The 26,368-nt window shown below is 69.3% G+C and carries 25 protein-coding genes and 1 pseudogene; 15 read left to right on the forward strand and 11 right to left on the reverse strand.

Annotated features, from left to right (window positions below; genetic code table 11):
• Positions 1–214: 214 nt before the first annotated feature.
• Together ACQHII_RS20310 and ACQHII_RS20315 are read left to right on the forward strand one after the other, a co-directional pair.
• Positions 215–1,186: pseudogene (locus ACQHII_RS20310) on the forward strand (pectinesterase family protein); the annotation flags it as partial.
• Between the two features lie 276 nt (positions 1,187–1,462).
• Positions 1,463–2,638: an alginate lyase family protein gene (locus ACQHII_RS20315; RefSeq protein WP_427920630.1), complete on the forward strand. Its 1,176-nt coding sequence runs from the start codon at positions 1,463–1,465 to the stop codon at positions 2,636–2,638.
• 29 nt (positions 2,639–2,667) lie between these two features.
• Here ACQHII_RS20315 and ACQHII_RS20320 read toward each other — a convergent pair whose 3' ends face one another.
• Together ACQHII_RS20320 and ACQHII_RS20325 are read right to left on the reverse strand one after the other, a co-directional pair.
• Positions 2,668–3,072, reverse strand: a complete 405-nt coding sequence (locus ACQHII_RS20320) for an ATP-binding protein (protein WP_427920631.1) — start codon at positions 3,070–3,072, stop codon at positions 2,668–2,670.
• Positions 3,069–3,293 carry a hypothetical protein gene (locus tag ACQHII_RS20325; RefSeq protein WP_427920632.1) on the reverse strand — a complete coding sequence of 75 codons (225 nt, stop codon included), beginning with the start codon at positions 3,291–3,293 and terminating at the stop codon, positions 3,069–3,071. The genes ACQHII_RS20320 and ACQHII_RS20325 overlap by 4 nt, the downstream gene beginning before the upstream one ends.
• Before the next feature lie 118 nt (positions 3,294–3,411).
• Between ACQHII_RS20325 and ACQHII_RS20330 the strand changes: the two genes are divergently transcribed.
• From ACQHII_RS20330 to ACQHII_RS20350, 5 genes are all read left to right on the forward strand, one after another.
• Positions 3,412–4,263 carry a helix-turn-helix domain-containing protein gene (locus tag ACQHII_RS20330; RefSeq protein WP_427920633.1) on the forward strand — a complete coding sequence of 284 codons (852 nt, stop codon included), beginning with the start codon at positions 3,412–3,414 and terminating at the stop codon, positions 4,261–4,263.
• Positions 4,244–4,519: a DUF397 domain-containing protein gene (locus ACQHII_RS20335; protein ID WP_427920634.1), complete on the forward strand. Its 276-nt coding sequence runs from the start codon at positions 4,244–4,246 to the stop codon at positions 4,517–4,519. Before ACQHII_RS20330 ends, ACQHII_RS20335 begins: the two co-directional genes overlap by 20 nt.
• A 57-nt stretch (positions 4,520–4,576) precedes the next feature.
• Positions 4,577–4,774: a DUF397 domain-containing protein gene (locus ACQHII_RS20340; RefSeq protein WP_427920635.1), complete on the forward strand. Its 198-nt coding sequence runs from the start codon at positions 4,577–4,579 to the stop codon at positions 4,772–4,774.
• A gap of 82 nt (positions 4,775–4,856) precedes the next feature.
• Positions 4,857–6,488: a penicillin-binding transpeptidase domain-containing protein gene (locus ACQHII_RS20345; protein ID WP_427920636.1), complete on the forward strand. Its 1,632-nt coding sequence runs from the start codon at positions 4,857–4,859 to the stop codon at positions 6,486–6,488.
• A 182-nt stretch (positions 6,489–6,670) separates the two neighbouring features.
• Positions 6,671–8,293, forward strand: coding sequence for a penicillin-binding transpeptidase domain-containing protein (locus ACQHII_RS20350; RefSeq protein WP_427925367.1), 1,623 nt, complete (start codon positions 6,671–6,673; stop codon positions 8,291–8,293).
• A 36-nt stretch (positions 8,294–8,329) separates the two neighbouring features.
• Here ACQHII_RS20350 and ACQHII_RS20355 read toward each other — a convergent pair whose 3' ends face one another.
• Positions 8,330–8,683, reverse strand: coding sequence for an SsgA family sporulation/cell division regulator (locus tag ACQHII_RS20355; protein WP_427920637.1), 354 nt, complete (start codon positions 8,681–8,683; stop codon positions 8,330–8,332).
• 170 nt (positions 8,684–8,853) lie between these two features.
• Between ACQHII_RS20355 and ACQHII_RS20360 the strand changes: the two genes are divergently transcribed.
• From ACQHII_RS20360 to ACQHII_RS20390, 7 genes are all read left to right on the forward strand, one after another.
• Positions 8,854–9,885, forward strand: a complete 1,032-nt coding sequence (locus ACQHII_RS20360) for an energy-coupling factor ABC transporter permease (RefSeq protein ID WP_427920638.1) — start codon at positions 8,854–8,856, stop codon at positions 9,883–9,885.
• A gap of 1 nt (position 9,886) precedes the next feature.
• Complete coding sequence (gene cbiQ, locus ACQHII_RS20365) at positions 9,887–10,648, forward strand: cobalt ECF transporter T component CbiQ (protein ID WP_427920639.1); 762 nt, start codon at positions 9,887–9,889, stop codon at positions 10,646–10,648.
• Entirely contained in the window at positions 10,636–11,394 is a 759-nt protein-coding gene (locus tag ACQHII_RS20370) for an energy-coupling factor ABC transporter ATP-binding protein (protein WP_427920640.1), read from the forward strand. The genes cbiQ and ACQHII_RS20370 overlap by 13 nt, the downstream gene beginning before the upstream one ends.
• The gene (locus tag ACQHII_RS20375; RefSeq protein ID WP_427920641.1) at positions 11,391–11,870 is read left to right on the forward strand and encodes a MarR family winged helix-turn-helix transcriptional regulator; all 480 of its coding nucleotides are present in this window, start codon (positions 11,391–11,393) and stop codon (positions 11,868–11,870) included. Before ACQHII_RS20370 ends, ACQHII_RS20375 begins: the two co-directional genes overlap by 4 nt.
• 128 nt (positions 11,871–11,998) lie before the next feature.
• On the forward strand, positions 11,999–12,454 hold the full coding sequence (locus ACQHII_RS20380) for an organic hydroperoxide resistance protein (protein ID WP_427920642.1): 456 nt from the start codon (positions 11,999–12,001) through the stop codon (positions 12,452–12,454).
• A gap of 43 nt (positions 12,455–12,497) precedes the next feature.
• Complete coding sequence (locus ACQHII_RS20385) at positions 12,498–13,661, forward strand: serine hydrolase domain-containing protein (RefSeq protein ID WP_427925368.1); 1,164 nt, start codon at positions 12,498–12,500, stop codon at positions 13,659–13,661.
• Between the two features lie 67 nt (positions 13,662–13,728).
• A complete protein-coding gene (locus ACQHII_RS20390; RefSeq protein ID WP_427920643.1) occupies positions 13,729–15,201 on the forward strand; it encodes a metallophosphoesterase in 1,473 nt (490 codons plus the stop codon).
• Between the two features lie 92 nt (positions 15,202–15,293).
• Here the strand turns inward: ACQHII_RS20390 and ACQHII_RS20395 are convergent, their stop codons facing one another.
• The 4 genes from ACQHII_RS20395 to ACQHII_RS20410 form a co-directional block, all read right to left on the reverse strand.
• Positions 15,294–18,026 carry an alkaline phosphatase family protein gene (locus ACQHII_RS20395; RefSeq protein ID WP_427920644.1) on the reverse strand — a complete coding sequence of 911 codons (2,733 nt, stop codon included), beginning with the start codon at positions 18,024–18,026 and terminating at the stop codon, positions 15,294–15,296.
• A 13-nt stretch (positions 18,027–18,039) separates the two neighbouring features.
• Positions 18,040–19,398 (reverse strand): ABC transporter permease, encoded by a 1,359-nt coding sequence (locus ACQHII_RS20400; RefSeq protein ID WP_427920645.1) that lies wholly within the window; start codon positions 19,396–19,398, stop codon positions 18,040–18,042.
• Positions 19,395–20,333, reverse strand: a complete 939-nt coding sequence (locus ACQHII_RS20405; RefSeq protein ID WP_427920646.1) for an ABC transporter ATP-binding protein — start codon at positions 20,331–20,333, stop codon at positions 19,395–19,397. Before ACQHII_RS20405 ends, ACQHII_RS20400 begins: the two co-directional genes overlap by 4 nt.
• Positions 20,334–20,455: 122 nt before the next feature.
• Entirely contained in the window at positions 20,456–20,581 is a 126-nt protein-coding gene (locus tag ACQHII_RS20410) for a hypothetical protein (RefSeq protein ID WP_399115618.1), read from the reverse strand.
• 23 nt (positions 20,582–20,604) lie between these two features.
• Here ACQHII_RS20410 and ACQHII_RS20415 point away from each other — a divergent pair, with 23 nt between their 5' ends.
• Positions 20,605–22,053, forward strand: a complete 1,449-nt coding sequence (locus tag ACQHII_RS20415) for a recombinase family protein (RefSeq protein WP_427920647.1) — start codon at positions 20,605–20,607, stop codon at positions 22,051–22,053.
• Between the two features lie 700 nt (positions 22,054–22,753).
• Here ACQHII_RS20415 and ACQHII_RS20420 read toward each other — a convergent pair.
• The 4 genes from ACQHII_RS20420 to ACQHII_RS20435 form a co-directional block, all read right to left on the reverse strand.
• Positions 22,754–24,103, reverse strand: coding sequence for a replication initiator (locus tag ACQHII_RS20420; protein WP_427925370.1), 1,350 nt, complete (start codon positions 24,101–24,103; stop codon positions 22,754–22,756).
• A 296-nt stretch (positions 24,104–24,399) separates the two neighbouring features.
• Positions 24,400–24,597, reverse strand: coding sequence for a hypothetical protein (locus ACQHII_RS20425; RefSeq protein ID WP_427925371.1), 198 nt, complete (start codon positions 24,595–24,597; stop codon positions 24,400–24,402).
• A gap of 11 nt (positions 24,598–24,608) precedes the next feature.
• Positions 24,609–25,910, reverse strand: coding sequence for an FtsK/SpoIIIE domain-containing protein (locus tag ACQHII_RS20430; RefSeq protein ID WP_427925372.1), 1,302 nt, complete (start codon positions 25,908–25,910; stop codon positions 24,609–24,611).
• The gene (locus ACQHII_RS20435) at positions 25,910–26,257 is read right to left on the reverse strand and encodes a hypothetical protein (protein ID WP_427920648.1); all 348 of its coding nucleotides are present in this window, start codon (positions 26,255–26,257) and stop codon (positions 25,910–25,912) included. The genes ACQHII_RS20430 and ACQHII_RS20435 overlap by 1 nt, the downstream gene beginning before the upstream one ends.
• Positions 26,258–26,368: the final 111 nt, after the last annotated feature.

The raw sequence follows: 26,368 nt of genomic DNA on the forward strand, positions 1-26,368 counted from the left end.
GCCATTTACCCGGCAACCTTTCCCACCCCGGAGGCGACTTGAGGGCACCGAGCGCAGAGCTGGAAGAGATGGAACGGAGCAGTTCAGCATGAGCACCACGAGCCACCCCCGTCACCGCAGACGCCGTACGGTCCTCACTCTCGGCCTGCCGTTGGCCGTCGCCTCCGCCGCCGGTCTCGGGTACGGCCTCTTCGGCAACGGTGCCCAGCCGAAGGCGTCCGCCGCCACCGTCACCACCCTGACCGTCGCGAAGGACGGCACCGGGACCTACACCACCGTGCAGGCCGCCGTGAACGCCGTACCCGTGAACAACGCGTCCCGGGTCGTGATCTCCGTGAAGCCGGGGACGTACCGCGAGATCGTGCAGATCCCGGCGAGCAAGCCGCACGTCACCATCCAGGGCACCGGAAGCAGCCGCAAGGACACGGTGATCGTCTACAACAACGCCTCCTCGACGGCGAAGCCCGACGGTTCGGGGACCTACGGGACCGGCGGCAGCGCCACCGTCGGCGTCGACGCCGACGACGTCCAGCTGCGCAACCTGACCGTCGCCAACGACTTCGACGAAGCCACCCACCAGACCGTGGCGCAGCAGGCCGTCGCCCTGCGCACCGACGCGGACAAGGTGTTCCTGGACGGCATCATCGTGAGCGGGGACCAGGACACGCTGCTGCTGGACGGCGCGTACTCGGGGAAGCTCAGCCGTGTCTACATGGCCAACTCGTACGTGGTGGGCAACGTCGACTTCATCTTCGGCGGGGCCACCGCGGTGATCAACAAGTCGGTCATCACCCTGAAGAAGCGGTACGACGGGTCCTCGGCCGGATACGTCACGGCCCCCTCGACGGCCGCCGGCCGGCACGGCTTCCTCATCACCAACTCGTCGGTGGGCGGGGCGGTCTCGGACCGTTCCTTCTACCTCGGACGCCCCTGGCACGCGGGCAACAACGCGGCGCTCGTCCCGCAGACGACCTTCAGGAACACCACGCTCGGCGCGGCGGTCAGGACCACCCCGTGGACGGACATGAGCGGCTTCTCGTGGAAGGACGCCCGGTTCGCCGAGTACAAGAACGGCGGTGCCGGTGCGGGAGCGGCGAGTTCCGACCGCCCGCAGCTGACCGACGCGCAGGCGGCGCAGCAGGACATCGCCGACTGGCTCGGCGACTGGACACCGACAGCCTCCTGAACCGACAGCGGCTCCACAGGCCGGGGCACGTTCCGGCTCGACGGCGACTGGTTGACCGTCCCGGCCGCGTCCCCGGCCACGTCCCCGGCCACGGCACGGCCACGACGGCCGTAGCGACCCCCGGTACCGCACCCCCTTCGGTACCGAGCTCGTCCTCCTCGTCCCAGGGCCCGGAACGACCACCCGGCTCCGGAGACGAACAAGCACCCCTGCACCACGCGTGCACCCCCCGCACCACGCGCACGCACACCCCCAAGTCCGAGAAAGGTCCACCCCGTGACCGACCCACAGTCCCACCGCGCCTCCCCCTCCACCCGTCGGCGCTTCCTCAAGCTGACCGTCGTCGGTGCGGGCGCGGCGGGCCTCGCGGGCGCCGGCGCCCTGGCCGCCGCGAACCAGGCCGGAGCCGTCACCTCCGGCCTGGCCGCCCTGACTCACCCCGGTGTCCTGCACAGCCGCGCCGACCTCGACCGCATGCGCGCCAAGGTCGCGGCGGGCGCGGCCCCCTGGGCCGCCGGCTACAAGGTCTTCGCCGCCGACTTCTTCTCCTCGTCGTCCTACGTCGTCGCAGGCGGCCGGGCCACCGTCACCCGCGGCAGCGGAACCGAGGACGGCAACATGGACCTCTGGTACGACTGCAACGCGGCCTACCAGAACGCCCTCATGTGGTACATCACCCAGGACACCGCGCACGCCCGCAAGTCCCTGGAGATCATCAAGTCCTGGACCAACGCACTCCGGACCATCAACGGCGCGGACGCCGAACTCGCCGCCGGAATCTACGGCGCCAAGCTGGCCGCAGCCGTCGAGATCATGCACTACACCGGCCCGGCGGGCAGCTGGACACAGTCCGAACTCGACGCCACCGTCGCGATGTTCAAGAACATCTTCGTGCCGCTCATCAACATCTACGGCGACGGCGGCTACGGCCTGATGGGCCTCAAGGGCATGCTCCAGATCGCGGTCGCCTGCAACGACCTCACCCTCTTCAACAGCGCCTACAACGCCTTCTACACGAACAGCTGTTGCGGCCTGACCAAGCTCATCCGGTCCGGCACCGGCCAGTGCTGCGAGTCCGGCCGCGACCAGGCCCACACCCAGCTGATCCTGGGTTCCCTCGCGGAGATCTGCCAGACCGGCTGGATCCAGGGCCTCGACATGTTCGGCGCCTCCAACTCACTGCTCCTGAGCGGCTACGAGTACACGGCCAAGTACAACCTCGGCGGCACCGTCCCGTACGACGCCACTTTCGGCCGCTGCAACTGGCACTGGTCGTCACTCTCCGCCCGGGACAGCTTCCGGACCATCTACGAGATCGCCTACAACCACTACACGAAGCGGGCCGGCAAGTCCGCCCCGTACACCGCGCAGGTGGCGAGCCGACTCCGCCCGGAGGGCGCCCCCTTCCAGAGCGACCACCCCGGCTTCGGCACGCTGCTCTTCTCCCTCTGACCCCAGGAAACCCGAGGTACCCGGAAACCTCACTCCCGCACCTCGCACCACACCACCTTCCCGGACACCCCCTGCTCCACCCCCCACCGCAACGCCACCGCGTCCAGCAGCATCAGCCCACGCCCCGACTCCGCGCCGAGGCCGGTGTCGGTGGTGGCGTCCAGGAGAACGGGGAGGGCGCGCGGGTCGGGGTCGGTCACCTCGACCCGGATCCGGTCGTCGCCCGGACCGACCTGACCGACCCGGGCGACCCATACCCGTACCGGCGTGCCCTCCCCCACGTGCCGGATGACGTTGCTCACCAACTCGCTGACACACAGCTCCACTTCGGGGTGCGGGCCGCCGCCACCCAGGTACGCGCGCACCGCGTGCCGTAGTTCGGGAACCGCCTTCGGTACGGCGAGCAGGGCGGCCTCGAAGTGTGTCGCGTTCACCGTTCCGCCGCCTCTCGGAGTACGACGGCCAGGCGGCGGGCCGTGTCGAGGTTGCAGTTGCCCAGCGCGACCAGTCCCCCGGAGCCGCCGGACGCCCCCGCGAGGCTGGGCAGGTCCGCGCGGAGCGACGGGAGCGTGATGCCGTGGACGGCGAGTGCGTCGCGGAGTTCCTCCGCGCAGAGGACCGTGTCGTAGGGGCCGGAGGTGGATTGTGGGGGCATCTCTACGTGCGCCTTTCCGTGCTCTCTGTGATGAATCACTCACACAGTGACGTGACAGGCCCTACCGTGAAAGGAGTTCGAGTTACGCCTGTCAACGAGCAAATGGCGGTGGTGAGTTGTGCCCCCTCGCAAGGACACCGACGCGTCGGCGAACGTCCCCTCCTTCTACGGCGCGGAGTTGCGCTTCAAGAGGGAACTCGCGGGTCTGACGCTGGAGCAGTTGGCGGAAGGGAGTTATCGGGGGGTGCCGTTCCTGAGCCAGATCGAGCACGGGGAGCGGCGGATGCCGCTGGATCTGGCCCGGCACGTGGACAAGGTCCTCGGGACGGACGGGTTTTTCGAGCGCCGCTGTGAAGACGCGAGGAAGGCGAAGCAGTCGGGGCACGCGGAGTACTTCGCGGATGTGGCGGAGATGGAGCAGCACGCGGACAGCATTGAGGACTGGGCGCCGATGCTGGTGCCAGGGCTGCTCCAGACATCGGCGTACGCGAACGCCGTCGTGCGCACCTCGCTCCCGTGGCTGCGCCCTGAGACCGTCAAGAAGCAGGTCGACGCCCGGCTGGACCGCGCCAAGCTCTGGAAGCGCGAGGACCCTCCATCGTTCTGGGTGGTTCTGCACGAGCAGTTGATCCGCAAGCCGTTGCTGCCGCCGGAAGAGATGACCGAGCAGCTGCACCACATGGCGCACGTGATCCGGTCGACGCAGAGTGTTCTGCAGATCCTTCCGGAAACGACGACGGCCCACCCGATGATGATGGGCATGATCCGCGTCATGACGTTCCCGGACGCGCCACCCGTGGTGTACACGGAGGGTCTCCACAGCGGCCAACTGATCGACTATCCAGCCCTCGTGAAGGACTACCGCAGGTCGTACGATCTGCTCAGGGCCACGGCGTTGTCCCCGGAAGCGTCTCTGGCCATGATCGATCAAGCGGCGAAGGACCATCGAAATGGCAAGCACCGAACGTGACTTGAGTACCGCCCGCTGGCGCAAGAGCAGCTACAGCAACGGCAGCGGCGGCGATTGCGTCGAGGTCGCCGAAACCTTCCCCGGTGCCGCCCGCTGGCGTAAAAGCACCTACAGCAACGGCAGCGGCGGTGAATGCCTGGAGGTCGCCGACGGAGTCACCGGCCTCGTCCCCGTCCGGGACTCCAAGGTCCCGGACGGCCCCGTGCTGCTGCTCCCCGCGTCCGCCTGGTCCTCGTTCGTCGCAGGTCTCCGTTAGGACAACAACCGGACGCGTCCCTGACGATGATCGACCAAGCGGCGGAGGACCACCGAAATGGCAAGCACAGAGCTTGATTTGAGCTCCGCGAGCTGGCGCAAGAGCAGCTACAGCAACGGCACGGGCGGTGATTGCGTCGAGGTAGCCGACGGAGTCACCGGCCTCGCCCCCGTCCGGGACTCCAAGGTCCCGGACGGCCCCGTACTCCTCCTCCCCGCCTCCGTCTGGTCCCCCTTCGTCGCCGGTCTCCGTTAGGACAACAAAAGGCAACACCCCTCACAGCTTTCCCCCACGCCCCATACAGTCGAGGGACTGTTAACGGGGAGGGGAACGACCCATGCGCAAGGGGGTAAAAGCCACCGTCATCGGCAGTGTGTTCGCCGTAATGGTGGGAGGGGCCGGATACGGGGCCTACAACGTCGTGTCCGCGCTGGGTGGGAGTTCGGGTCTGGGGGGTTCCAGCGGACCCGCGCCCGTGAAGACCGGGCCGCCGAGCGCGTCGGAGGTCAAGGCGACCACGGCGAAGTTCTTCGCGGCCTGGGAGAAGGGGCAGGCGGTGACCGCCGCGTCGTACACGAACAACGATGCCGCCGCCGACCCCGTGCTGGAGTCCTACAGCGGGGCCGGACACATCACCGGCGTGAAGATCACCCCCGGTGCGGCGACCGGGGCGACCGTGCCGTTCACGGTGAAGGCAACGGTGTCGTACGACGGGAAGTCGAAGCCGCTCGACTACAAGAGCCAACTGACCGTCGTACGCGGCGAGACCACCGGGCGGGCGCTCGTCGACTGGCAACCGGCGGTCGTCCACCCGGAGTTGAAGACCGGCGACACATTCGTCACCGGTGAGTCCGCGAGCCCGGCGATCGAGGCCGTGGACCGGAACGGGACCGTGCTGACCAAGGAGAAGTATCCGTCGCTGGGGCCGATACTCGACGAGCTGCGCTCCAAGTACGGTGACAAGGCGGGCGGTTCGCCGAACATCGAGCTGTCGATCAAGCACCAGGCCGAGGAGTCGGCGGACACCACGCTGGTGACCCTGGAGAAGGGCAAGGCCGGCAAGGTGCGGACGACGCTCAGCGCGAGCGCGCAGGCCGCCGCCGAGAAGGCCGTGACGAAGTACTCGGAGTCGTCGATCGTGGCGCTCCAGCCGAGCACCGGGCAGGTGCTGGCGATCGCCAACAACCGCAACGACGGCTTCAACGCCGCGTTCCTGGGGCAGTTGGCGCCCGGCTCGACGATGAAGATCATCAGTGCCGCCACGCTCATCGACAACGGGCTGACGACGATGAACGGCCCGGCGCCCTGCCCGCCCTCCGCGGTGTGGCAGGAGCAGACCTTCAAGAACCTGACCGGACTCACGCCGAACGAGAACGCCACGCTCGCCGAGAGCTTCGCCCGCTCCTGCAACACGGCGTTCGTGAAGTTCGCCGACTCGGTCAAGGTGGACTCCCTGACCAAGGAGGCGGAGGACCGCTTCGGGCTCGGCCGGGACAACTGGAAGACCGGTATCCCGTCCTTCGACGGCTCGGTGCCCGCCTCCGGCGGCCCGGACACCGCGGCGAACCTGATCGGCCAGGGCCAGGTGCAGATGAGCCCGCTGAACATGGCGTCGGTCACCGCGACCGCGAAGACGGGCACGTTCCGCCAGCCGGTGCTGGTCGCGCAGAGCCTCGACGACCGCCAACTGGCCACCGCGCAGGGCCTGTCGGCGAGTACGTCGGCGCAGCTGCGGGCGATGATGTACCGCACCGCGACCAGCGGCACGGCCGCCGGGATCATGGCCGGGCTCGGCCCGAACATCGGGGCCAAGACGGGGTCCGCCGAGGTGGACGGGCAGTCGAAGTCCAACAGCTGGTTCACCGGTTACCGGGGCGATGTCGCCGCGGCGGCCATGACGCAGGACGGCGGCCACGGAATCGACGCGGCCGGCCCGATCGTCCGGGCGGTACTGGCGGCGAGTGGCTGAACTCACTCCGCGTGGAAAGTGAACTCACCCGCACAGGACGGGACTCTAGGGTGGGCGTGGTCGTTGGGGTGTGTGAGGGCTGAGGGCGACGGGGGCCCAAGGGGATTCGCGGAGGATCGGGAACTGTGGGCACGAGGGGCAAGAAGAAGGTCGCCGCCGAGCGGCGCAAGGCGAGACCCGCCATGGTCGGCGGGGTCATCGCCGTGGCCGTCGTCGGCGCGGGCGTCGGCGCCTACGCGCTGTACGACGGCGGCGCGTCCGCCGAGGCGCGCACGTCGAACACCGCGGACCACAAGGCCGTCAAGACGGGCCCGTTGACGGCGGCCGAGGTCCAGACGACCGCGAAGCGGTACCTGGCCGACTGGCAGCAGGGCAAGGTCGCCCAGGCCGCCGCCGCGACCGACAAGTCCACGGCCGCCGCAGCGCTGCTCACCGGCTACACCAAGAACGCCCACATGACGGGCATCACCGTCACCGAGGGCACCCCCACCGGCGCCAAGGTCCCCTTCTCCGTGAAGTGCACGGTGTCGTACAAGGGCCTCACCAAGCCGATGACGTACGCCACTTCGCTCACCGTCGTGCGCAGCGCGAAGGACGGCAAGCCGTACGTGCAGTGGCACGCCTCCGTCGTCCACCCGGATCTCGCGGACGGCGACACCCTGGTGACGGGCGAGTCCGGCACCCCGCCGATCAAGGCCTACGACCGGGACGGCGGCGAGCTGACGACCGCCAAGTACCCGTCCCTGGGGCCGGTGTTGGACGGGCTGCGGGAGAAGTTCGGCAAGAAGGCGGGCGGCAAGGCGGGCATCGAGCTGCGGGTGGTCCGCGGCAAGAAGTCCAAGGAGTCCGACAAGACGCTCGCCGAGCTGAGCAAGGGCACGCCCGGCAAGGTGAAGACGACGCTCAGCCCGACGCTCCAGGCGGCGGCCGAGACGCAGGTGAGCAAGCAGAAGAACTCCTCGGTCGTGATGATGCGCGCGTCGACCGGCGAGATCCTGGCCGTGGCGAACGCCTCGCACGGCTTCAACGTGGCCTTCCAGGGCTCCCTCGCGCCCGGCTCCACGATGAAGATCGTCACGTCGACGATGCTCTTCGAGAAGAACCTCATCACCCCGGACGCGTCCCACCCCTGCCCCAAGACGTACAAGCTGGCGGGCTGGACCTTCCACAACGACGACGACTCCGAGATCAAGCAGGGCACGTTCAAGATGGCCTTCGGGGCCTCCTGCAACAACGCCTTCATCAACTTCGCGCCCAAGCTGTCCAACAGCGACCTGACGACGGAGGCCCAGCAGGTCTACGGCCTCGGCATGAACAACTGGGCCATCGGCGTCCCCACCTTCGACGGCGCGATCCCGGTGCAGAGCGGCGCGCAGATGGGCGCCTCGCTGATCGGCCAGGGCGGGGTCCGCATGAACCCGCTGAACATGGCGTCGGTCTCGGCCACGGTCGACACGGGCACCTTCCACCAGCCGTACCTGGTCTCCCCGACGGTCGACAACCGCACGATCGCGAAGGCCTCGCGCACGATGTCGTCGACGACGCAGGCCGAGCTGAAGGAGGTCATGAAGTACACGGCCGACTACGGCACGGCGGCGAAGGCGATGGCCGGGCTCGGTTCGGACTACGGCGCGAAGACCGGCTCGGCGGAGGTCGACGGCCAGAAGAAGCCCAACGGCTGGTTCACCGCGTACAAGGGCGACCTCGTGGCCGCCGGCGTGGTCCAGGCGGGCGGCCACGGCGGCGACACGGCGGGTCCGATCGTGGCGGCCCTGCTCAAGCTGGGCAGCAGTCTCGGAGGCTGAGGCTTCAAGCCGGGCGCCGGCCTCGGCGGCTGAGCCTCAGGTGCCGACGGGTGCGGTGGCCGTGTAGGTCCGCCGCAGGAAGCGCATGATCGTCTTCGTCTCGAACTGGACGACGGAGACGCCCTGTTCGGAGTGGAACTCGACCACGGCCTGCACCCGCCCGCACGGCCACACGCGCACCTCGCCGCTGCCGGCGGGGGCGCGCAGCCCCTCCTCCAGCAACTCCCGGTCGAAGGTCCAGGCATGTGCTCCGGGCAGGTCGATACGGACGGCTCGCGGATCGGATTCGGGGTCGTACCGCAGGACGACGGGCACGGCGGCGGGGTCCAGCCGGTCCACGTCCTCGTCGGTGACGATATGGGCTCGCGCGTACTGTTCGACTACGGACATCGGGCGGCCCCTTACGCTGAGTGACCTGTGTGAAGGCTATGCATCCGCTTCCACTACCCCAATGTCGCATATTTTCTCGGGAGCGCCCTTCGGGGCGACAGATCTCACATAACGAATGGGGATCTTCTCGCTCTTGCAAAGGACTCGCAACAACCATCTAAAATCAACCCGTGCATGTCCCTGACGGATTCATAGACGCCCCCGTGTCCGCCGCGACCGGAGTGGTCGCCGCCGGCGCCATCGCCGTGAGCCTGCGCGGCGCCCGCCGCGAACTCGACGAGCGGACCGCGCCGCTGGCCGGCCTGGTCGCCGCCTTCATCTTCGCCGTCCAGATGCTCAACTTCCCCGTCGCGGCCGGCACCAGCGGCCACCTCCTGGGCGGCGCCCTGGCCGCGATCCTCGTCGGCCCCTACACCGGCGTCCTCTGCGTCTCGGTCGTCCTGCTCATGCAGGGCATCCTCTTCGCGGACGGCGGGCTGACCGCGCTCGGCGTAAACATCACCGACATGGCGATCACCACGACCGTCGTCGCCTACGCCGTCTTCCGCGGCCTGGTCAAGATCCTCCCGCGCACCCGCCGCTCGATCACCGCCGCGTCCTTCACCGCGGCCCTCCTCTCCGTCCCCGCCGCCGCCCTCGTCTTCACCCTCCTCTACGCCCTCGGCGGCACCACCGACGTCTCTCTCGGCAAGGTCGCCGGCGCGATGATCGGCGTCCACGTCCTCATCGGCGTCGGCGAGGCCGCGATCACCGCACTGACGGTCGGCGCGGTGATCGCCGTACGCCCGGATCTCGTCTACGGCGCGCGCGGCCTGGAGCAGCGGCTGAAGCTGCGGGTGAACGGTGAACTCGTGGACGCCGCCCCGCAGTTGGCTCCCGTGCGCAGCAGCACTTCGCACCGCAAGGTGTGGATCACGGGCCTCGCCGCCTCCCTCCTCCTCGCCGGTTTCGTCAGCTTCTACGCCTCCTCGAACCCCGACGGCCTGGAGAAGGTCGCCGCCGACCAGGGCATCGACCGGACGGCGAAGGAGCACGCCTCGGCCGACTCCCCCCTCGCCGACTACGGCGTGCGCGACGTCGAGGACACCCGGCTCTCCGGCGGCCTCGCGGGCGTGATCGGGGTCGGTGTCACGGTCGTGGCGGGCACGGGCGTCTTCTGGGCGGTCCGCAGGCGCCGTACCGCTTCCTCCCAGGCGGCCTGAGATGGGCGCGGGCCACGCACACCGCCTCTACCGGCACGGCCACTCCCCCGTCCACGCGCTGCCGCCGCACACCAAGCTGGCCGCCGTGTTCGCGTTCGTGGTGGTCGTGGTGTCGACCCCGCGCGAGGCGATGTGGGCGTTCGGGCTGTACGCCGTGCTGCTCGCGTGCGTCGCGTACGCGGCCCGCGTGCCCGCCGCCTTCCTGCTCCGCCGGCTGCTGATCGAGGTGCCCTTCGTCGCCTTCGCGGTCCTCATGCCCTTCGTGGCGGAGGGCGAGCAAGTGACCTTCCTGGGCCTTGAGTTGAGCGTGAACGGCCTCTGGGGCGCCTGGAACGTCCTCGCCAAGGGCACGTTGGGCGTCGCCGCCTCCGTCCTCCTCGCCGCCACCACCGAACTCCGCGAACTCCTCCTGGGCCTCCAGCGGTTGAGGCTCCCGCCGCTCCTCGTCCAGATCGCGTCCTTCATGATCCGCTACGGCGATGTCATCACGGACGAGATGCGGCGGATGCGGATCGCCCGCGAGTCACGGGGATTCGAGGCCCGGGGCATCCGCCACTGGGGCGTGCTCGCGAAGTCGGCGGGCGCGCTGTTCATCCGCTCCTACGAACGCGGGGAGCGGGTCCATCTGGCCATGGTGAGCCGGGGTTACGCGGGTTCCATGCCGGTGATCGACGAGGTGACCGCCGACCTGGCGCAGTGGTCGTACGCCCTCGCACTGCCCTGTGCCGCCCTTGTCGTATGTCTGTTGGGATGGACTCTGTGACCTCTTCCCTTGAAGTGTCCGGGCTGGCCTTCGCCTACCCGGACGGCCATCAGGCCCTGTTCGGCGTCGACTTCACCGTCGCGCGCGGCGAACGGGTCGCCCTGCTCGGCCCGAACGGTGCCGGCAAGACCACCCTCGTGCTGCACCTCAACGGCATCCTCACGGGCGGCGCGGGCACGGTCACGGTGGCCGGACTCCCGGTCGGCAAGCGGCACATGGCGGAGATCAGGCGCCGGGTCGGCATCGTCTTCCAGGACCCCGACGACCAGCTCTTCATGCCGACGGTCCGCGAGGACGTGGCGTTCGGTCCGGCGGCGGCCGGGATGAAGGGCGCCGAGCTGGAGCAACGGGTGTGCACGGCACTGGAGTCGGTGGGGATGGCGGACTTCGCGGACCGCCCCCCGCACCATCTGTCGTTCGGGCAGCGGCGCCGGGCCGCGGTCGCGACGGTGCTGGCGATGGAACCGGAGATCCTCGTCCTCGACGAGCCCTCCTCCAACCTCGACCCCGCCTCCCGGCGCGAACTGGCCGACATCCTGCGGTCGTTGGACGTGACCGTCCTCATGGTCACGCACGACCTGCCGTACGCGCTGGAGTTGTGCCCGCGCTCGCTGATCCTGAGCGAGGGCGTGATCGCGGCGGACGGGAAGACCGGCGAACTCCTCTCCGACGAGGCCCTGATGCGGGCCCATCGTCTGGAGTTGCCCTTCGGGTTCGACCCGCGGTCCGTGACAATGGGCGCGTGACGAACGAGGACCATACGGTTGCCGCCGGTGCTGCCGGGTCGCTGCACCTCGACGAGCAGCTGTGCTTCGCGCTGTACGCGGCCCAGCGCGCGCTGACGGCCGCATACCGCCCGCTCCTTGAGGAGCTGGAGCTGACCTACCCGCAGTACCTCGCCCTCCTCGTCCTGTGGGAGCGCGGCGAGAGCACGGTCAAGGACCTCTCGACCGCCCTGCGCCTCGACTACGGCACGCTGTCGCCGCTCCTGAAGCGCCTGGAGGCGGCCGGGCTCGTCCACCGCGAGAGGGCCGCGCACGACGAGCGCTCGGTGCTGGTCGCCTGCACGGAACGCGGCGCGGCCCTGAGGGAGCGCGCGGCCCGCGTGCCCGGCGCGCTGCTCGCGGCGACGGAGCTGGAGATGCCGGAGGTCGTACGGCTGCGCGCGGAGCTGTGGCGGCTCGCGGAGCGCGCGGAGGCCGCGGCGGAACGGGCTCGCTGACCTCGGGTTACCGGCGGTTGCCACCCCCTGCTGGCCACGTGTCACCTACCGGTCAGTATCTTGTGCACGATGTAGTTGCCCACTCCTGTCTTTCCACCCTGTGTTTCCGTTCTGGGGGAGGTCCCGCCATGACCGACGACGCCGCTGCCACCGCCGTCGACACCCGCCCGACGAAGATCATGTACGTCGCCGAGGCCACCGCCCACGGCGGCCGGGACGGCTTCGTCAGCAGCCAGGACGGCCAGCTCGCCCTCCAGGTCGCGATGCCCCCGGCCCTGGGCGGCAACGGCAACGGCACCAACCCCGAGCAGCTCTTCGCGGCCGGCTACAGCTCCTGCTTCCACAACGCGCTGGTCCTGGTCGGCCGTAGGGCCGGCTTCGACCTGACCGGCTCGACCGTCGCCGCGAAGGTCGGCATCGGCCCCAACAAGCAGCGCGGCTACGGCCTCGCGGTCGCCCTGAGCGTCTCGCTCCCGATCCTCGACCCGGACATCGCGGCGAAGCTGGTCGACGCGGCCCACGAGGTGTGCCCGTACTCGAACGCGACGCGCGGGAACATCGACGTCACGATCCTGCTTGGTTGAGGTAGGACAGCGGATCGGCGGGACCGGGAGTGCGGGCGTGGACGTGGGCGTGAACGGCGTGGTGGCCGAGGGCTTCGAGCCGGTCAGGGAGGCGTTCGCGGCCAACTTCGAGGTACGCGGAGACCTGGGCGCGGCCGTGACGGTGTACCGGGACGGACACCGGGTCGTGGACCTGTGGGCCGGTACGAAGGGCGTCGACGGCACCGCGCCCTGGCAGCGGGACACCGCCCAGATCGTCCGCTCGGCGACGAAGGGCGTGGCCGCGGCCGTACTGCTGCTGCTCGCGCAGCGCGGGGAACTGGACCTGGACGCTCCGGTCGGCGAGTACTGGCCGGAGTACAAGACGGCCGGCAAGGAACACACCCTCGTGTGGCACCTGCTCGCGCACCGCGCGGGCGTGCCGGTGCTGGACCGCCCGCTGACCCCGGCACAGGCCGCGGACCCCGCACAGGGCGCCGCGGCGGTGGCGGCGCAGGCACCGGTGTGGGAGCCGGGCACCGATCACGGCTATCACGCGCAGACGTACAGCTGGCTGACCGGTGAGCTGGTGCGGCGGGTGACGGGCCGGTCGATCGGCGAGTGGATCGCCGAGGAGATCGCGGGGCCGGTCGGGGCGGACCTGTGGGTGGGGCTCCCGTCCGGTGAGGCGGGGCGGGTCGGCCGGGTCGCGCAGGTCGAGGCGGCCCCGGCGGAGGCGCACGGACCCCGCCTGCGCCCCAAGCGGTCGGTCTCCGAGGCGTACGCGAACCCCGACTCCCTCACCCGGCGCGCGTTCGGGGCGATCACGCCGATGCCGGACGAGAACGACCCGGCGTACCGGGCCGCCGTACTCCCCGCGTCGAACGGCATCGCGACGGCGGACGGCCTGGCCCGCGTCTACGCCTCCCTGATCGGCGAACTCGACGGCGGGGCACGGCTGTTCACACCGGAGACGGTCGAGCTGGCCCGTACGGAACGCTCGGCGGGACCCGACCGCGTGCTGGTGGTGGGCACCCGTTTCGGCCTGGGCTACATGCTGCACGGCAGCGCGTCCCCGCTGCTGTCGGAGGGCTCCTTCGGGCACCCGGGCCGGGGCGGCGCCCTGGGCTTCGCGGACCCGGATTCGGGCATCGCGTTCGGGTATGTGACGAATTCGTTCCGGAAGAGTGTGACGGCTGATCCACGGGCGCAGGCCCTGGTCAGGGCGGTGCGCACCGCCCTGTCGTAGCGCACTGGTACGGCTCCGGCCGTCGGCACCACGGCCGGCGTTCACGGCTCTGGGGCAACAATGGGGTATGCGCTGCTGTTTCTCGGCTCCCCGCGCGGCCCTCGCCGCGCTCCCCACTCCGTACGACGTCCTGCGCTCCGGCACGCTCCTCGCCCCGGCGCTCCTGCGTGCCGCCCACGGCGGTTCCCCGCGCGGCAAATACCGCCAACTGGCCGCCGTACACCTGGAGTTGGTCACCCTCACCGAGGACAGCGCCATCATCACCTGGCACACCCGGATACCCGGCACCGACGACGGCTTCGGCCACCCGCTCCCCGCGCTCACCGAGGGCGAGGTCGTCTACGGCACCCACCCGGCCCGGCTCAACCGCGTCGCGGCCGAGGAGCGGCCCACCGCGCACCACCAGGTGGAGCTGACCGGCCTGGAGCCCGGGCAGACGTACTACTACCGGGCACGCTCCGGGGGCGTGACCGCCGTACCGACGCCGTTGCAGCACGTGCGCGGGAACGCCGTCGGCACCTCGCGGCACGGCCTCGGCTCCCTGACCGGCACGTACTCCTTCACCACGCCGCAGCCGCCGCCCGGCCGGCACCTGCTGTCCATCGCCCTCTGCAACGACCTGCACCTCGGCGAGACCACCGCGGGCCGCATGGCGGGCTTCCCGCTGCTGCGCGGGGTGTCGCAGGCGGCGGGCCTCGCCGCCTATCCGGAGATCATGACCCGGGCCCTGGTCGAGGAGGCCAAGCGGCGCGGGGCGGACGTCCTGCTCGCCGCCGGGGACATCTCGGCGGGCGGGTCCCCGCAGGACCTGGCCGAGGCCAGACGCATCCTGGACGGCTTCGGCACACTGGGGCGGGACTATCTCGTCGTACGCGGCAACCACGACCGGGCGGGGAACTACGGCGACACGTTCCGGGAGGGGTTCGGTGACGGCTTCGGCGGCGGGCCCGGGTACTTCGCGCATGATCTCGGCGGGCTGCGGATCATCGGGCTCGACACATATGCCAAGGCCGGCAACGGGGGTGACGCGGGTGGGCTCGGTGAGGAGCAGCTGTCCTGGTTCCGGGCGCGGCTCAGGGCGGAGCCGGACCGGCCGACCGTCGTCTTCGGCCACCATCCGCTGACCGTACGGGACTCCGTGTTTCCGGTGACCCGGGGGCAGCAGCTGGACCGGCGGCAGGCGCGCGCGATCGTGGACGCGTATGCCTCGGCGCCGGGGGTGTTCCTTCATCACGCGGGGCACACCCACCGGAACAAGCGGACGCCGCTGGTGCGGGCGCCGCACGTCGTGCAGCAGGAGGTGACCGCCGCGAAGGACTATCCCGGCGGGTTCCTGCTGCTGCGCGTGCACTCAGGGGGGTACGCCCTCAACCACTACAAGGCTGGTGGTCTTGAGGCACGGGAGTGGGGGGAACGGTCTCGGCGGGTGGCTGGGGGGTTGTGGCCGCATCATGCGCTGGGGCGGGCGGCGACGGACCGTAACAGTGTTCGGGCCCATGACCTGTCCGGTGTTGGGTCGCTCGGGGTGTCTGTGGCCTGAGTCTGTTGGGTGCTGCGCCGTTGGGGCTGGGCGCGCAGTTCCCCGCGCCCCTAAAGGCTGGCCCTGCGGGCCGCCTTTAGGGGCGTCGTTTGTCAGCCGTCGTTTTCCGGAGACGGGAGGTATGCGCCGGGGACCTCGTCCGGGGTGTAGAGCTTCTTGTCGCCGGGGTAGGGCTTGGTCCAGTTGTGGGTCTGGTACCAGGTGTAGCGGTTCATCTGGGTGGGGTTGGCGTAGTCGGGGACCGCGTGGGGGCCTGTGAGGCGCTGGTGGGAGGCCCAGGTTTTCCACTGTGCTGCGAGCGTCTTCTCGGCCGTCGGTACGGAGACGGTCGTCGGCGCACCCGCCGGTGTGTCCGAGCCGCAGGACGGCTGGGGGCTCACGCCGAGGGTGAGGGAGGTGCGGTTGGGGACCGCCGTGAACGGGGTGGTGTCGGGCTTGTTCGTGAAGGCGCCGTACATCGGGGTGGCCGCGCTGTCGAGCTGGTTCATCGGGTGGATGCCGAGGATCTGCTCGATCGTGCGGACCATGGTGATCTGCGAGTAGTAGTGGTCGTCGACCGTGTTGTGGTTGGCGTAGGGGCTGATCACCTGGACGGGGGCGCGGTGGCCGTCGACGTGGTCGAGGCCTGCCTGGGAGTCGTCCTCCACGACGAAGATCGCAGAGTCCTTCCAGTACTTGCTGTGGGTGATCTTGTCGACCATCCTGCCGACCGCGAGGTCGTTGTCGGCGACCTCGGCGGCGGCGTTGGCCGGGCCGCCGGTGTGATCGTTGGAGAACCAGAACATGTTCAGGTTCGCCGGGCCGTTCTTGTCGAAGTCCTGCTGCCAGATCTGCTCTTTGTAGATGTCCGGGACGGTGAGGTCGAACAGAGGGAAGCCCTGTACCGACACGTCGTTGAGGGAGGGGATCGCCGAGCCCGTCTGGATGGGGTAGGCGGTCTGGGCTCCGGTGGCGGCCATGTTCTTGCTGTCGCAGTACAGGTTCTGCCAGGTCGCGCCGGAGGGTTTCGTTTCCAGCGACTGGAACTCGCCGAAGTCCTTGACCGACTTGCCCGCCGCCTGCGCGCCGGTCCAGATGAAGCCGGACTTCTGGTGGCCGAGGACGTCGTTCTCGGTGTCGTAGCTGCGCGTGTACTCGCCGGCCGAGGACTCGGTGTACTCCGGGTTGTCCGACTGCATCAGCCAGTTGTGGCCCTCGGCGGAGTTGGTGCCGATGTCGTAGAAGTTGTCGTAGAGCCCGAACTGCTGGGCCAGCGCATGCTGGTTGGGGGTCACGTTCTCGCCGAACTGGGTGAGCGAGGCGTTGCCGTTGCCCTGCGGGAGGTCGCCGAAGACCTGGTCGTAGGTGCGGTTCTCCTTGACGAGCAGGAAGACGTGCTTGATCGTCGAGGGGTCGCCGAGCCGGGCGGGGACCGGGATCGCCTTCGCGCGGCTCTTGCCCTTGGTTGTGGTGACCGAGCCGGGCGTCCAGCCGTTCTGCTTGAAGACCTTGGCCGTCTGGGACCTGACGGTCAGGTCGCCGGGCAGCGTGAACTGTGTGACGCTCGACGTCGTGTCGTGCGTGTTGTGGCCGGCCGCGTCGGGGCGGAGGGCGTCCACGCCACGGGTGTTGGCGACGACGATCTGCTTGCCGTTGGCCGTGATGCCCGAGGGGAAGTAGTCGGTGGGGAGCAGGCCGACGTAGCGGGCGGGCTGCTGCGGGGAGCTGTAGCGGTAGACGGCGACCGCGTTGGCGCGGCCGAGCGTGACCAGCAGCCGGCCGTCGTCGGTGAGCGTCACCGCGTTCGGCTCGTAGCCGACGGACGCCTCGGGCCACGGCTGGGTGGCGATCGTCTGGACGACCCTGTCCTTGCGGGTGTCGATGACCGAGACGCTGTTGTCGGCGGTGTTGGTGACGAACACCGCGCCCTTCTTGGCGTACACGGCGGTCGGGTGCAGTCCTACGGCGATGGTGCCGACGGCGGCGGACGGGTCGGCGGTGTCGATGACGCTGACCGTGCCGGTGGTGCTGGCGCCCGTCTTGGGGTTCGCGGGCACGTCGGTGCCGTAGGAGTTGATGGTGGTGTCGCCGGCCTTCGCCGGGCGCCCGCCCTCGTTGCTTACGTACAACTTGCCGCCGACCAGGGCGATTCCGCGCGGCGCGGTGCCAACTGTCCAGGTCTGGTTGATGGTTCCGGTCGCCGCGTCGATGGCGACCACCTTGTTCTGGCCGTTGACCGCGGAGTAGGCGGTGGAGCCGTCGGGGGAGAAGACGGCCGCGCCCACGAGGGCCTGCTTGGTGCCGTCGGCCGGGATCGGGACGGCGGTGGGGGCGGCGAGGGTGCCGTCGGCGTTGACGGTGAACTTGGTGTAGCCGTTCGCCTGCCCGAGCCAGAGCTGCTTGCCGTCGGGCGAGTAGGTCGGCCCTTCCTGGCCGACGGCGCCGCTGCTGATGCGCAGGTCGTCCGCCGTGCTGGTGCCGATCTTCTGCTTGATCTGACCGGTAGTCAGGTCCATGACCACCAGAGAGGCGTCGCCGTCGGCGATGGAGGCCGCGAGACGGGTGCCGTCCGGACTGACGGTCGACGACATGATCTTGCCGTCGTTGATGACGGTGCGGCTGCCGTACGGCTTGATGTACTGGTCGCTGGAGATGACCTGGCCGTCGGCGGTGGTCTGGCCGACCTGCTGGGTGCCGAACTGGTACGTCGAGGCGACCGCCGTGCCCGTGACGCCGAGGGCGACGGCGATACCCGTCGTCACCAGCAGTGCCCGGCGGCCGACGTGTCTGCCGAAGAGGTTGACCTGTTTCTTCTCGCTGATCCGACGCTGGCGGATTACCTGCACGGAACTGTTCCCTTCACTGGGTTTCGAGCAGCTCGACGTTGCCGTCGAACTGCCACAGCGGATTCGGGGCGTCACCGGTCGACGTCCGCACCAGGAAGTAGCCGTTGACTTCCTTGGGACCGTCGCCGTCCGCCACGAACCGCCCGTCCGAGGTGATGTCGAGCTGGTAGATCGCCGACCCGGTGACCGCGACCCCGGGGAGACGCCAGCTCACGACGCAGCGCCAGTCGTTGCCCGCGCCCTCCTGGGCGGCCTGGCCGTCGCTCTTGGTGCAGGCCGCCGAGGTCCGCAGCTGGGCCTCGGTGACGGCGGGCCGGTGCAGCTGCTCGGTCTGGAGCCGGTAGAGGTGGGCGAAGACGGTGGCGAGGGACTTCTGCACCTTCGCCTGCTCGATCCCGGAACCCGTCGAGGGTGTCGCCACGGCCACCACCCCCACGGTGACGGCGGTCAGCGCGGCCAGCGGCAGCACGCCGAAGGTGAACGCGCGGCGCCCGGAGCCGTCGTAGGCCGGGTTGGTGAAGTCCCGCCGTACGAACAGGAGATGGGCCAGCGCGGTGGCCAGTACGGCCCACGCGAGGCTGACCGCGACGGCGATCAGGAGCGGGGTGAGCTGGGCCGGGCTGGTGAACAGGCCGTTCCAGGAGATGAAGGCGTAGCCGGGGAGGGCGAGGCGTACGGCGACGGGCAGCGGCAGCATCTGGGCGACCTGCATCGCGAGCGCGACCAGCACCGGCAGCAGCAGGCCCATCGAGGACCGGCCCAGCGCGACCGAGCCGAGAAGTCCGATCGCGGCGAGGGCGAGGGTCGGGGCGAGGGCCGCGGTCCAGGAGAGCAGGACCGCGCCCGCCGCGTCCCCGGGCGTCAGCAGATGCCCGTCCAGTCCCACCAGCGGCTGGTTGCCGACGGCCAGGAGCCCGCCGACCGTACTGGAAGCGGCCAGCCCCGCCACCAGCGCGAGAATGACGGTGACGCTGGCCAGGGCCTTCGCCGCGAAGATCCGCGCCGGCGAACGGACCGCCACCAGCAGATGCCGCCAGGTGCCCAGCCGGTCCTCGGCCGCGAACACGTCACCGGCGACGAGCGAGGTCAGCAGCGGGAGCGCCCAGGTGCCCGCGAACCCGAGCATGACCAGCGGCCCGGCCCACCCCGTGGCGTGCATCCAGCGGCCGAAGAGGGTGTCGGAGGGGAGGGTGTCCTGTTGGCTCACCCCCGCGACGAAGAGCGCGGGCGCGACCCAACAGGCGAGCACCAGCAGCCGGATCCGCCACTGCGAGACGAGCTTGACGAGTTCGAAGCGGTAGCCGCGCGCGACGGAGACGCGGGGTGCCGTGACGGTCTGTTCGGCCTGTTCGGCAACGGCGGTCGCGGTCATCGACCCGCCTCCTGATCGGTGAGGGCGAGGAACGCGGCCTCCAACGGCGATACCACCGAGGCGAGTTCACGCACCGCGATGCCCGACCGCACGACCTGGGCCACGAGTTCGTCGAGGGCGGGTGTCAGTGCGCGTACGACGAACACGTCCGCGTCCTGCCGTACTCCGGCGCCGTCGACGATCCGGACGCCGACGCTGTCGGCGGCGAGCCGGCGCGCTCCCTCGGGGTCGGACGTCCGCAACCGGTACTCGAGCTCACGGCTCTCGGCGGCCAGCTTGCTCAACGGCCCGGAGAACACGACCCGTCCGGTCGCGAGGATGGTGACCTCCGAGCACAACGCCTCCAGGTCGTCCATACGGTGGCTGGAGAGCACCACGGCGGTTCCGTCGGCGGCGAGTGCGCTGAGCACCCTGTGCACATGTCTCTTGCCCGCCGGATCAAGGCCGTTGGACGGTTCGTCGAGCACGAGCAGCCGGGGTCTGGTGAGCAGTGCGGCGGCGAGCCCGAGCCGTTGCCGCATCCCGAGCGAGAACCCGCGCGCCCGGTCGTCGGCCACATCGGTCAGCCCGACCTGGTCGAGCACGTCGTCGATCCCCGCCGTCCGCGCGTCGTGGCCGCGCAGTGCGGCCAGCGCGGCGAGGTTCTGCCGGGCGGTGAGAGAGGGGTAGAGACCGGGCCCGTCCACGAAACCGGCGACGCCGTCAGGAGCGGCGAACGCCCGCCCGACCTGCTGACCGAGGATCTCCAGCCGCCCGCTGTCGGCGACGGCCAGCCCCAGCAGCAGACCGAGCAGGGTGGTCTTCCCCGCCCCGTTCGGCCCGACCAGACCGTGGATCTGACCCTGCGTCACATCCAGATCGACACCGTCGAGCGCGACGACCTCGCCGAAGCACTTGGTGATCCCGCCCGCCCGGACCGCGTGGAGTGTCTCCATGAGCCCCTTCTCTCCCGAATCCTCAGGGACCATAGGGGCACCACACACCCCACACACAGACAGCCGTCTGAACGCCCATGGAACGGATCGTCAAGTCGTCGGCAAGCCCGGTGAAGGAACGGTCAACCCGCCCGCAGCATCAGCCCGATCCCGGCCACCAGCAGCACGGCGGCGGCGATACGGGGCGCCCCGAACCGCTCCTTGAAGAAGACCGCCCCGATGGCGGCGCCGACGATGATCGATGTCATACCGGGCTCATACAGTGTTTGTCATGAGCCGATCGAAGTTAGCGAGGGCCGCCATCACCCCGGGCGAGCCTGCCGCCATCTACTGCCGCATCTCGCACACCAAGGACGAGGATCAGACCGGCGTCGACCGACAGGAACGCATCTGCCGGGAGATAGCCGACCGACTCCAACTCCGCGTCGAGGCAACCCACGTCTACGTGGACAACAACCGTTCGGCGTGGCAGCGCAACCGCAAGCGGCCTGGCTGGGAAGAGATGTTGAGGGCGATGGGAGACGGCGAGATCCGGCACGTCATCGTCTACCACCCCGACCGCCTCATGCGTCAGCCCAAGGACCTCGAAGAGCTTCTGTCGATAGCCGACGACAAGCGCGTACTCCTGCACGGCGAGGCGAACCGACGCGATCTGTCGGACCCCGACGACCGGTTCATCCTCCGCATCGAGGTGGCCCACGCGTGCCGCTCTTCTGACGACACGTCACGTCGGTTGAAGGAAGCGCTCAAGGACAAGGCCCGCGAAGGCAGACCGCACGTGGGCAACCGTCCGTACGGCTACACCAGCAACGGTCAGGCGATCATCGAGGAAGAGGCGGAGATCGTCCGCGAGGTCTTCCGCCGGTACCTGGACGGTGAGTCGCCCATGGGCATAGCCCAGGACCTGACCGCACGGGGAGTGCTGTCGTCCAAGGGCAAGACGTGGCAGCCGGAGAACGTCCGCCATCTGCTGTCGTCCAACTTCGTGGCAGGTGTCCGGATCCACCAGGGCGAGGAGGTGGGAACCGGGACGTGGCCCGCCATCATCGATCGCGGCCAGTGGGACGAGGTTCAGCGGTTCCGGGAGTACCGGGCCGCGCAGGCTAAGGACAAGCAGAAGCGGCCGACTCGGTACTACGTGCTGCGCGGAGTGGTGACGTGCGCATGCGGGGCCCGCATGGCCGGCACGAACAGCGTCCGGTACGCCTACTACCGGTGCACTCGTGCTGATGACGTCGATCAGCAGAAGTGCGATCGATCTGTGTCCGCTGTCCCTCTCGAAGCTTTCGCGCGGGATGTCGCGATCAAGGTCCTGACCAACTTGGACACCTCTGGCTACGAGCCCGCCGCGACCACACGTCCCGAGGCCGATGTTCTCGCCGACGAGAAGGACCGGGCGAAGTTGGAGGAGCTGAAACAACTGTGGCTCACAGACGACGACTTCACGACCGCCGACTTCCACGCCATGCGCGCCGTCGTCCTCAAGCGGGTGAAGGAGCGCCAGCGGAAGACCGTGAAGCGACCGGTCGTCGTCTTGGAGGGCATCGCCGGGCCGGACGCCGAGACCAACTGGCAGAGGCTGGAACAGGAAGAGGATTACGCGCGCATGAACGCGATCTACCGGTTCCTTTTCGCCGCCGTGGTTGTCCACCCACCGACGAGGAGGGGCAGAGGGTTCGACACCGACCGAGTGGACATCAAGCCGAACCCGCTGGACTAGGCAACCGTCTCAGGTAGTTGGTCACTCGCACGCTCAACGAGGGAGCCCCCACCGATTGGTGAGGGCTCCCCTTGTTAGGCCGCTCCGGTCTCGTCACTTCCTTGCGAGCCCGGTTCGCTTGGTGGCTTGCTGGTGTCGCCCTTCAGAACCTCAAGTACCTTACGGAAGGCATCAATGACGCGGATCAGGTCTGTACTCAGGCTGACCAACTGAGCGCAGATATGCCGTAGGACCGGAAAGCCACTGCTCGCTAGAACAGCAACTGCCGAGACCCATCCCACGGTGACCATGGAGGCTCACTCTCAACCCCCGGTGGCTGTCAGCCAACGGCCGACGATCAATCCACCCCGAGACCCCGATACCGGAGCCCGTCCTTCACAGGGCTATGTCTGTGCGCAAAGGGGCACAGAGCGGGATGGACTTGGCGCAGCAAGGGAGTTGGCTCACAGCACTCTCCTCGTCAAGGGCGGTACAGATCTTCACCCATACGGGCTAATGCGAGCCAAGGTAGAACCACATTGCACTTCTTGTCCAATGTGGCTTGATAGCAAGGGTGCTGAGCGTGGTCCAGACGCTTAGTCCCTCTGCACAGGGCCGAGAAGGCGTGCGAGTCGTGTAGCGCTCTTCGGTCCGATTCGGGTAGGGAACTTGGCCGCTTGGCGCTCTACGGCCCGAGCCCACTGCTCGCTGTGGCGTCTCGTCACAGGGGCGCCTCGCGCTCTTCGCGGGCGATCTCACGGTTCGTGGCGATGTCCTCAGCGATTCCAGCAGCCAGGAGCGCAGCACCAAGGGTGTGGCCAGAATCGATGTAGCGCCAGTGCCGTTCGATAACCGCGTCGGGCATGTCGGCGTGGCCCATGTGGTGGGCGCGTTCGGCGCGGAGTGCTGCGTATGTCGTCGAGTAGGCGCGGGACTTAGTGAGGATGTGGCCCCGGTAGCCGAGCGTGTGTGCCCAGGCCCGGAGGCGGAGAGACTCGTACTCGGGTAGACCGCCGAGGCGCCAGCAGGTGCGCATGAGGGTGCGAACGTGTTCGCTGACGGGTGCCGACTCGATGTCCGCCCAGGTGGTGAGCGGGTGGTCGGTGCCGGCGCCTGTCTCGCTCGCTCCCTTGGTGACGTACTTGGCCACGTAGGCGGCCACAGCGTCATCGTCCGGACCCTCGCCGTCGTCACACAATGGCCGGGCGTCGATCTGGGCGCCCCAGCGCAGGGCGAGTTCACCGACGGCAGGGCTGTAGGGCGTGCAGAGCAGGACCCGTTGTGCGGATGCCCGCACGGCTTCAACAAGCCGGTCGGTCGTGGCCCAAGCAGGGGGTTCATCGTCGGATCCCGCGGGTCCGTCGAGGCGGACGACGGCATGGACGTGGACGGCCGCCCGATTCTGGTACTCGGCGACTCGGGCGAAGGACAGCCGGGCGTACTGCGAGAAGCGGGACTGAACGATGCCTGCCGAGGAGGCCAGGCGCCGCCGTACGTCGATGACGAACCGGTCCCAGAGCTTGGCGGCGTGCGCGTGCCACAGCACGTGACCGGGGTAGTCGTAGCAATCAGCGCACAGCGGCTGACCGACGACCGGCGCATCCGGGATGTGGACGGCGCCGCAGCTGACGGAGCGTCCGTGTTCGCAGGTGCCGCTGTCCCGGCGCGGTCGGCACATCTCCCCAGCGCGGTGGACCGGCCCGAACGACGGTGCGGTCAGGGTGACGAAGAGCCGGGGCCGGTTGCGGACCGTGGCAGGGATGCTCTTGCCGCCGAGGAGACCGGCGCGGACGAGGTGGTAAGTGTCTCCGGCGTGAAGGCGGGAGCAGGGGGCGCAGACTGTTGCGCGTCGGTTGCGGCAGCGGACCAGGAGGCGTTCTCCGGGCTCGGTGCGGGTGTCGTAGTGGTGCAGGATCTCGCCGGTCGTGCCGTCCAGGGTGGTCGTTGAGCCGGAGAGGTGGACGGGGTGGGCACAGCCGCCGGTTGCGGTGATCTGCTCCAGCCAGCGCGGGAATTGAGCGTCTTGAGCGATGCGGATGGCGTCGCGGTCTGCTTCGGGAAGCTGACGCAGGCGCGCCGCGCGGTCGAGGACGGCGCGCCTGTCAGCCGGAGTGAATGCCGGGGTGATGGTGGTGACCTTCCAGGGTGGGCCGCCGAGGCGGCACGGGTGATGGCGGGTGGCGCGCAGTCGGTCATGGGGATCACGTCCTTCTCTGGGTGGTCGTGCGGGTGGGTCAGCGGATGGTTCCGGTACCCCGGCAGACGCGGCAGCGGCGCAGCCGTCCGGTCCAGGTCCTGCGGGCTCCGTCGCCCTTGCAGAACGGGCACCTCACGCGAGACATGGGCATGGTGGTGGGTCCCTTCTGCTCAGGTGTGGGAGAAGCCGCTGATCATCCAGATCACGAGGCCGTGGATGGTGAAGACCACAGGCGTCTGGCCGAGGTAGACACCGAACAGGCCGACACAGACCGCTTCCCAGACCCGTATGTCGCGGGAGCGGACGAGGAGGACGGTGATGATCCCGAAGATCACCGCGAACGTGAACGCCGTACCCTGACTGATCACATCTCCGCTGGTCACTTGTCGTCTCCTTCCAGCGCCGCAAGGGCGCGGTCGAGGGCGGGCAGTTCGGGGGTCATGCCGGAGTACTTCCCTGCCGTCGACACGGCCTCTTCGGTCGGGGTGAGGTGGGAGCGGGCGCGGCTCCACCCGCCGTCAGGTCCGGTGCAGACGGCTACGCCCCGTTCCTCCGCAGTGATCGTCTGAGCGACAGCCACAGCGTCTTTATTGAGGTCGCCCAGGGTCATCTCGGCGGTGCCGGGGTCGTTGACGCGGTGGCAGATCCGGCCGCCGAGTTGGGCGCGTAGGGCGGTGACGCCGGGGCCGAGGTCGGAGCCGACGCGTTGGCCGGCGACGACCAGGTGCAGGCCGAGCGCGGCCCCGAGCTGCCCGATACGCAGCAGGAGCGTGGAGCACTGCTCGGCTTCCGCCTTGCTCTCACGGGTGCCGTCGGACAGGTACAGTTCCGCGATCTCGTCGACGATCACGACGACCGGTGTGGGCCGCAGTTTCTCGGGCAGTTCCCAGATGGAGCGCACGCCGGCCGACCGGCACACGCTCATGCGCTCCTGCATGTCGACCACCAGGGCGGAGAGCACGGCGACCGCTTCGCGTCGGCAGGTGGCCAGCGCGCTCAACCGCCGGGTGAACAGGCCGAGTTCCATGCCGCCCTTGCAGTCGATGCCGACCAGGGCGACGGGCTGAATCGCAAGCTGTGTGATCAGCCGGGCCAGCAGGGTGGACTTGCCCGAGCGGGTGGCCCCGGCGATCAGCCAGTGCGGCACCAGTCTCAGGTTCATCACCCAGGCCCCGCCGGACTCCATCACGCCGATGAGCGCCGAGAGGAGTTCGGCCGGAGCGGTGGCTAAGCCGGGCCGTTGAAGCGGATCGGCAGCTGTCGCCGTGAGCAGCACCAGGCCGCGTTCCGGCGAGGTGACCCGCACCGCGTGGACTCTCCACGCATGGACGAGTGCGTCGGCCGCCTTTATGTACGTCATGGGCGTCTGGCCCGCGTGCAGCCGTACCGTCGCGGTCAGGCCCATGCGGGTGGCACGGGGAAAGGAGATCCGGGGTGCTATCGGGCGCAGCGGATCGCCCTTGACCACCAGGTCCCCGAGCAGTCCGCGCGGCGGACGGCGCGAGACGGCGAGGTCGTTGAGCATGGCCACCTTGCGCCAGGTCGCCAGGACCCTGCACACGGTCACCGGGTAGCCGGTCAGGTACCAGTGCCAGACCGGGCGATGCCGCCGTACCAGGTCGCCGACGACCAGCGCCCAGGCCAGCACGGCGAGTGCGAAGGCGAGCAGGATCGGCCCCATCACGCGTCACCGCCCTTGCCCTGCGCACCAGTTGAGTGCGCGGGCGTGATCGCGTCGGCGCGGAAGCTGACGCCGTGCCGCTCGCCCATCGACCACATGAACGCGGTCAGTCCGGTGACCTTGACGATCTGGCCCGCTTCGAGGCCCTTGGGCTCTCCGCTCACGGCGATCTCAATGACGGAGATCCGCCGCCCGTCCGGCCGTACGGTGACCGCGACGGAGTAGACCGGGTTGCCCTCCCGGTCCTTCTTCACCTCCTGCGTCTCGGAGTTGCTGAACTTCACTTCGGGCACGCCTGCGCACCGCAGTACGCCCAGCCGTGCCGTGTCCACGGGAATGGACTGCATTTCTGTGGCCTCCCTGGCCAGTTGGAACGCCAGTTCTGATTCTGACGTCACTTGTCCTTACGAGTTACGACTATGAGAGTCTGTACGGCGAGAGTGCAAGTACTTATGCTG

The sequence above is a fragment of the Streptomyces sp. cg40 genome (assembly GCF_050320165.1).
In the GTDB taxonomy this organism is placed as follows: domain Bacteria; phylum Actinomycetota; class Actinomycetes; order Streptomycetales; family Streptomycetaceae; genus Streptomyces; species Streptomyces hokutonensis.

What these genes read in the sequence shown, in the direction of transcription:
- ACQHII_RS20325 (WP_427920632.1), bottom strand. Translation starts at nt 3,293, where the DNA reads ATGCCCCCACAATCCACCTCCGGCCCCTACGACACGGTCCTCTGCGCG.
- ACQHII_RS20335 (WP_427920634.1), top strand. Translation starts at nt 4,244, where the DNA reads ATGGCAAGCACCGAACGTGACTTGAGTACCGCCCGCTGGCGCAAGAGC.
- ACQHII_RS20340 (WP_427920635.1), top strand. Translation starts at nt 4,577, where the DNA reads ATGGCAAGCACAGAGCTTGATTTGAGCTCCGCGAGCTGGCGCAAGAGC.
- ACQHII_RS20345 (WP_427920636.1), top strand. Translation starts at nt 4,857, where the DNA reads ATGCGCAAGGGGGTAAAAGCCACCGTCATCGGCAGTGTGTTCGCCGTA.
- ACQHII_RS20350 (WP_427925367.1), top strand. Translation starts at nt 6,671, where the DNA reads ATGGTCGGCGGGGTCATCGCCGTGGCCGTCGTCGGCGCGGGCGTCGGC.
- ACQHII_RS20355 (WP_427920637.1), bottom strand. Translation starts at nt 8,683, where the DNA reads ATGTCCGTAGTCGAACAGTACGCGCGAGCCCATATCGTCACCGACGAG.
- cbiQ (WP_427920639.1), top strand. Translation starts at nt 9,887, where the DNA reads ATGGGCGCGGGCCACGCACACCGCCTCTACCGGCACGGCCACTCCCCC.
- ACQHII_RS20370 (WP_427920640.1), top strand. Translation starts at nt 10,636, where the DNA reads ATGGACTCTGTGACCTCTTCCCTTGAAGTGTCCGGGCTGGCCTTCGCC.
- ACQHII_RS20380 (WP_427920642.1), top strand. Translation starts at nt 11,999, where the DNA reads ATGACCGACGACGCCGCTGCCACCGCCGTCGACACCCGCCCGACGAAG.
- ACQHII_RS20390 (WP_427920643.1), top strand. Translation starts at nt 13,729, where the DNA reads ATGCGCTGCTGTTTCTCGGCTCCCCGCGCGGCCCTCGCCGCGCTCCCC.
- ACQHII_RS20400 (WP_427920645.1), bottom strand. Translation starts at nt 19,398, where the DNA reads ATGACCGCGACCGCCGTTGCCGAACAGGCCGAACAGACCGTCACGGCA.
- ACQHII_RS20405 (WP_427920646.1), bottom strand. Translation starts at nt 20,333, where the DNA reads ATGGAGACACTCCACGCGGTCCGGGCGGGCGGGATCACCAAGTGCTTC.
- ACQHII_RS20410 (WP_399115618.1), bottom strand. Translation starts at nt 20,581, where the DNA reads ATGACATCGATCATCGTCGGCGCCGCCATCGGGGCGGTCTTCTTCAAG.
- ACQHII_RS20415 (WP_427920647.1), top strand. Translation starts at nt 20,605, where the DNA reads ATGAGCCGATCGAAGTTAGCGAGGGCCGCCATCACCCCGGGCGAGCCT.
- ACQHII_RS20430 (WP_427925372.1), bottom strand. Translation starts at nt 25,910, where the DNA reads ATGGGGCCGATCCTGCTCGCCTTCGCACTCGCCGTGCTGGCCTGGGCG.
- ACQHII_RS20435 (WP_427920648.1), bottom strand. Translation starts at nt 26,257, where the DNA reads ATGCAGTCCATTCCCGTGGACACGGCACGGCTGGGCGTACTGCGGTGC.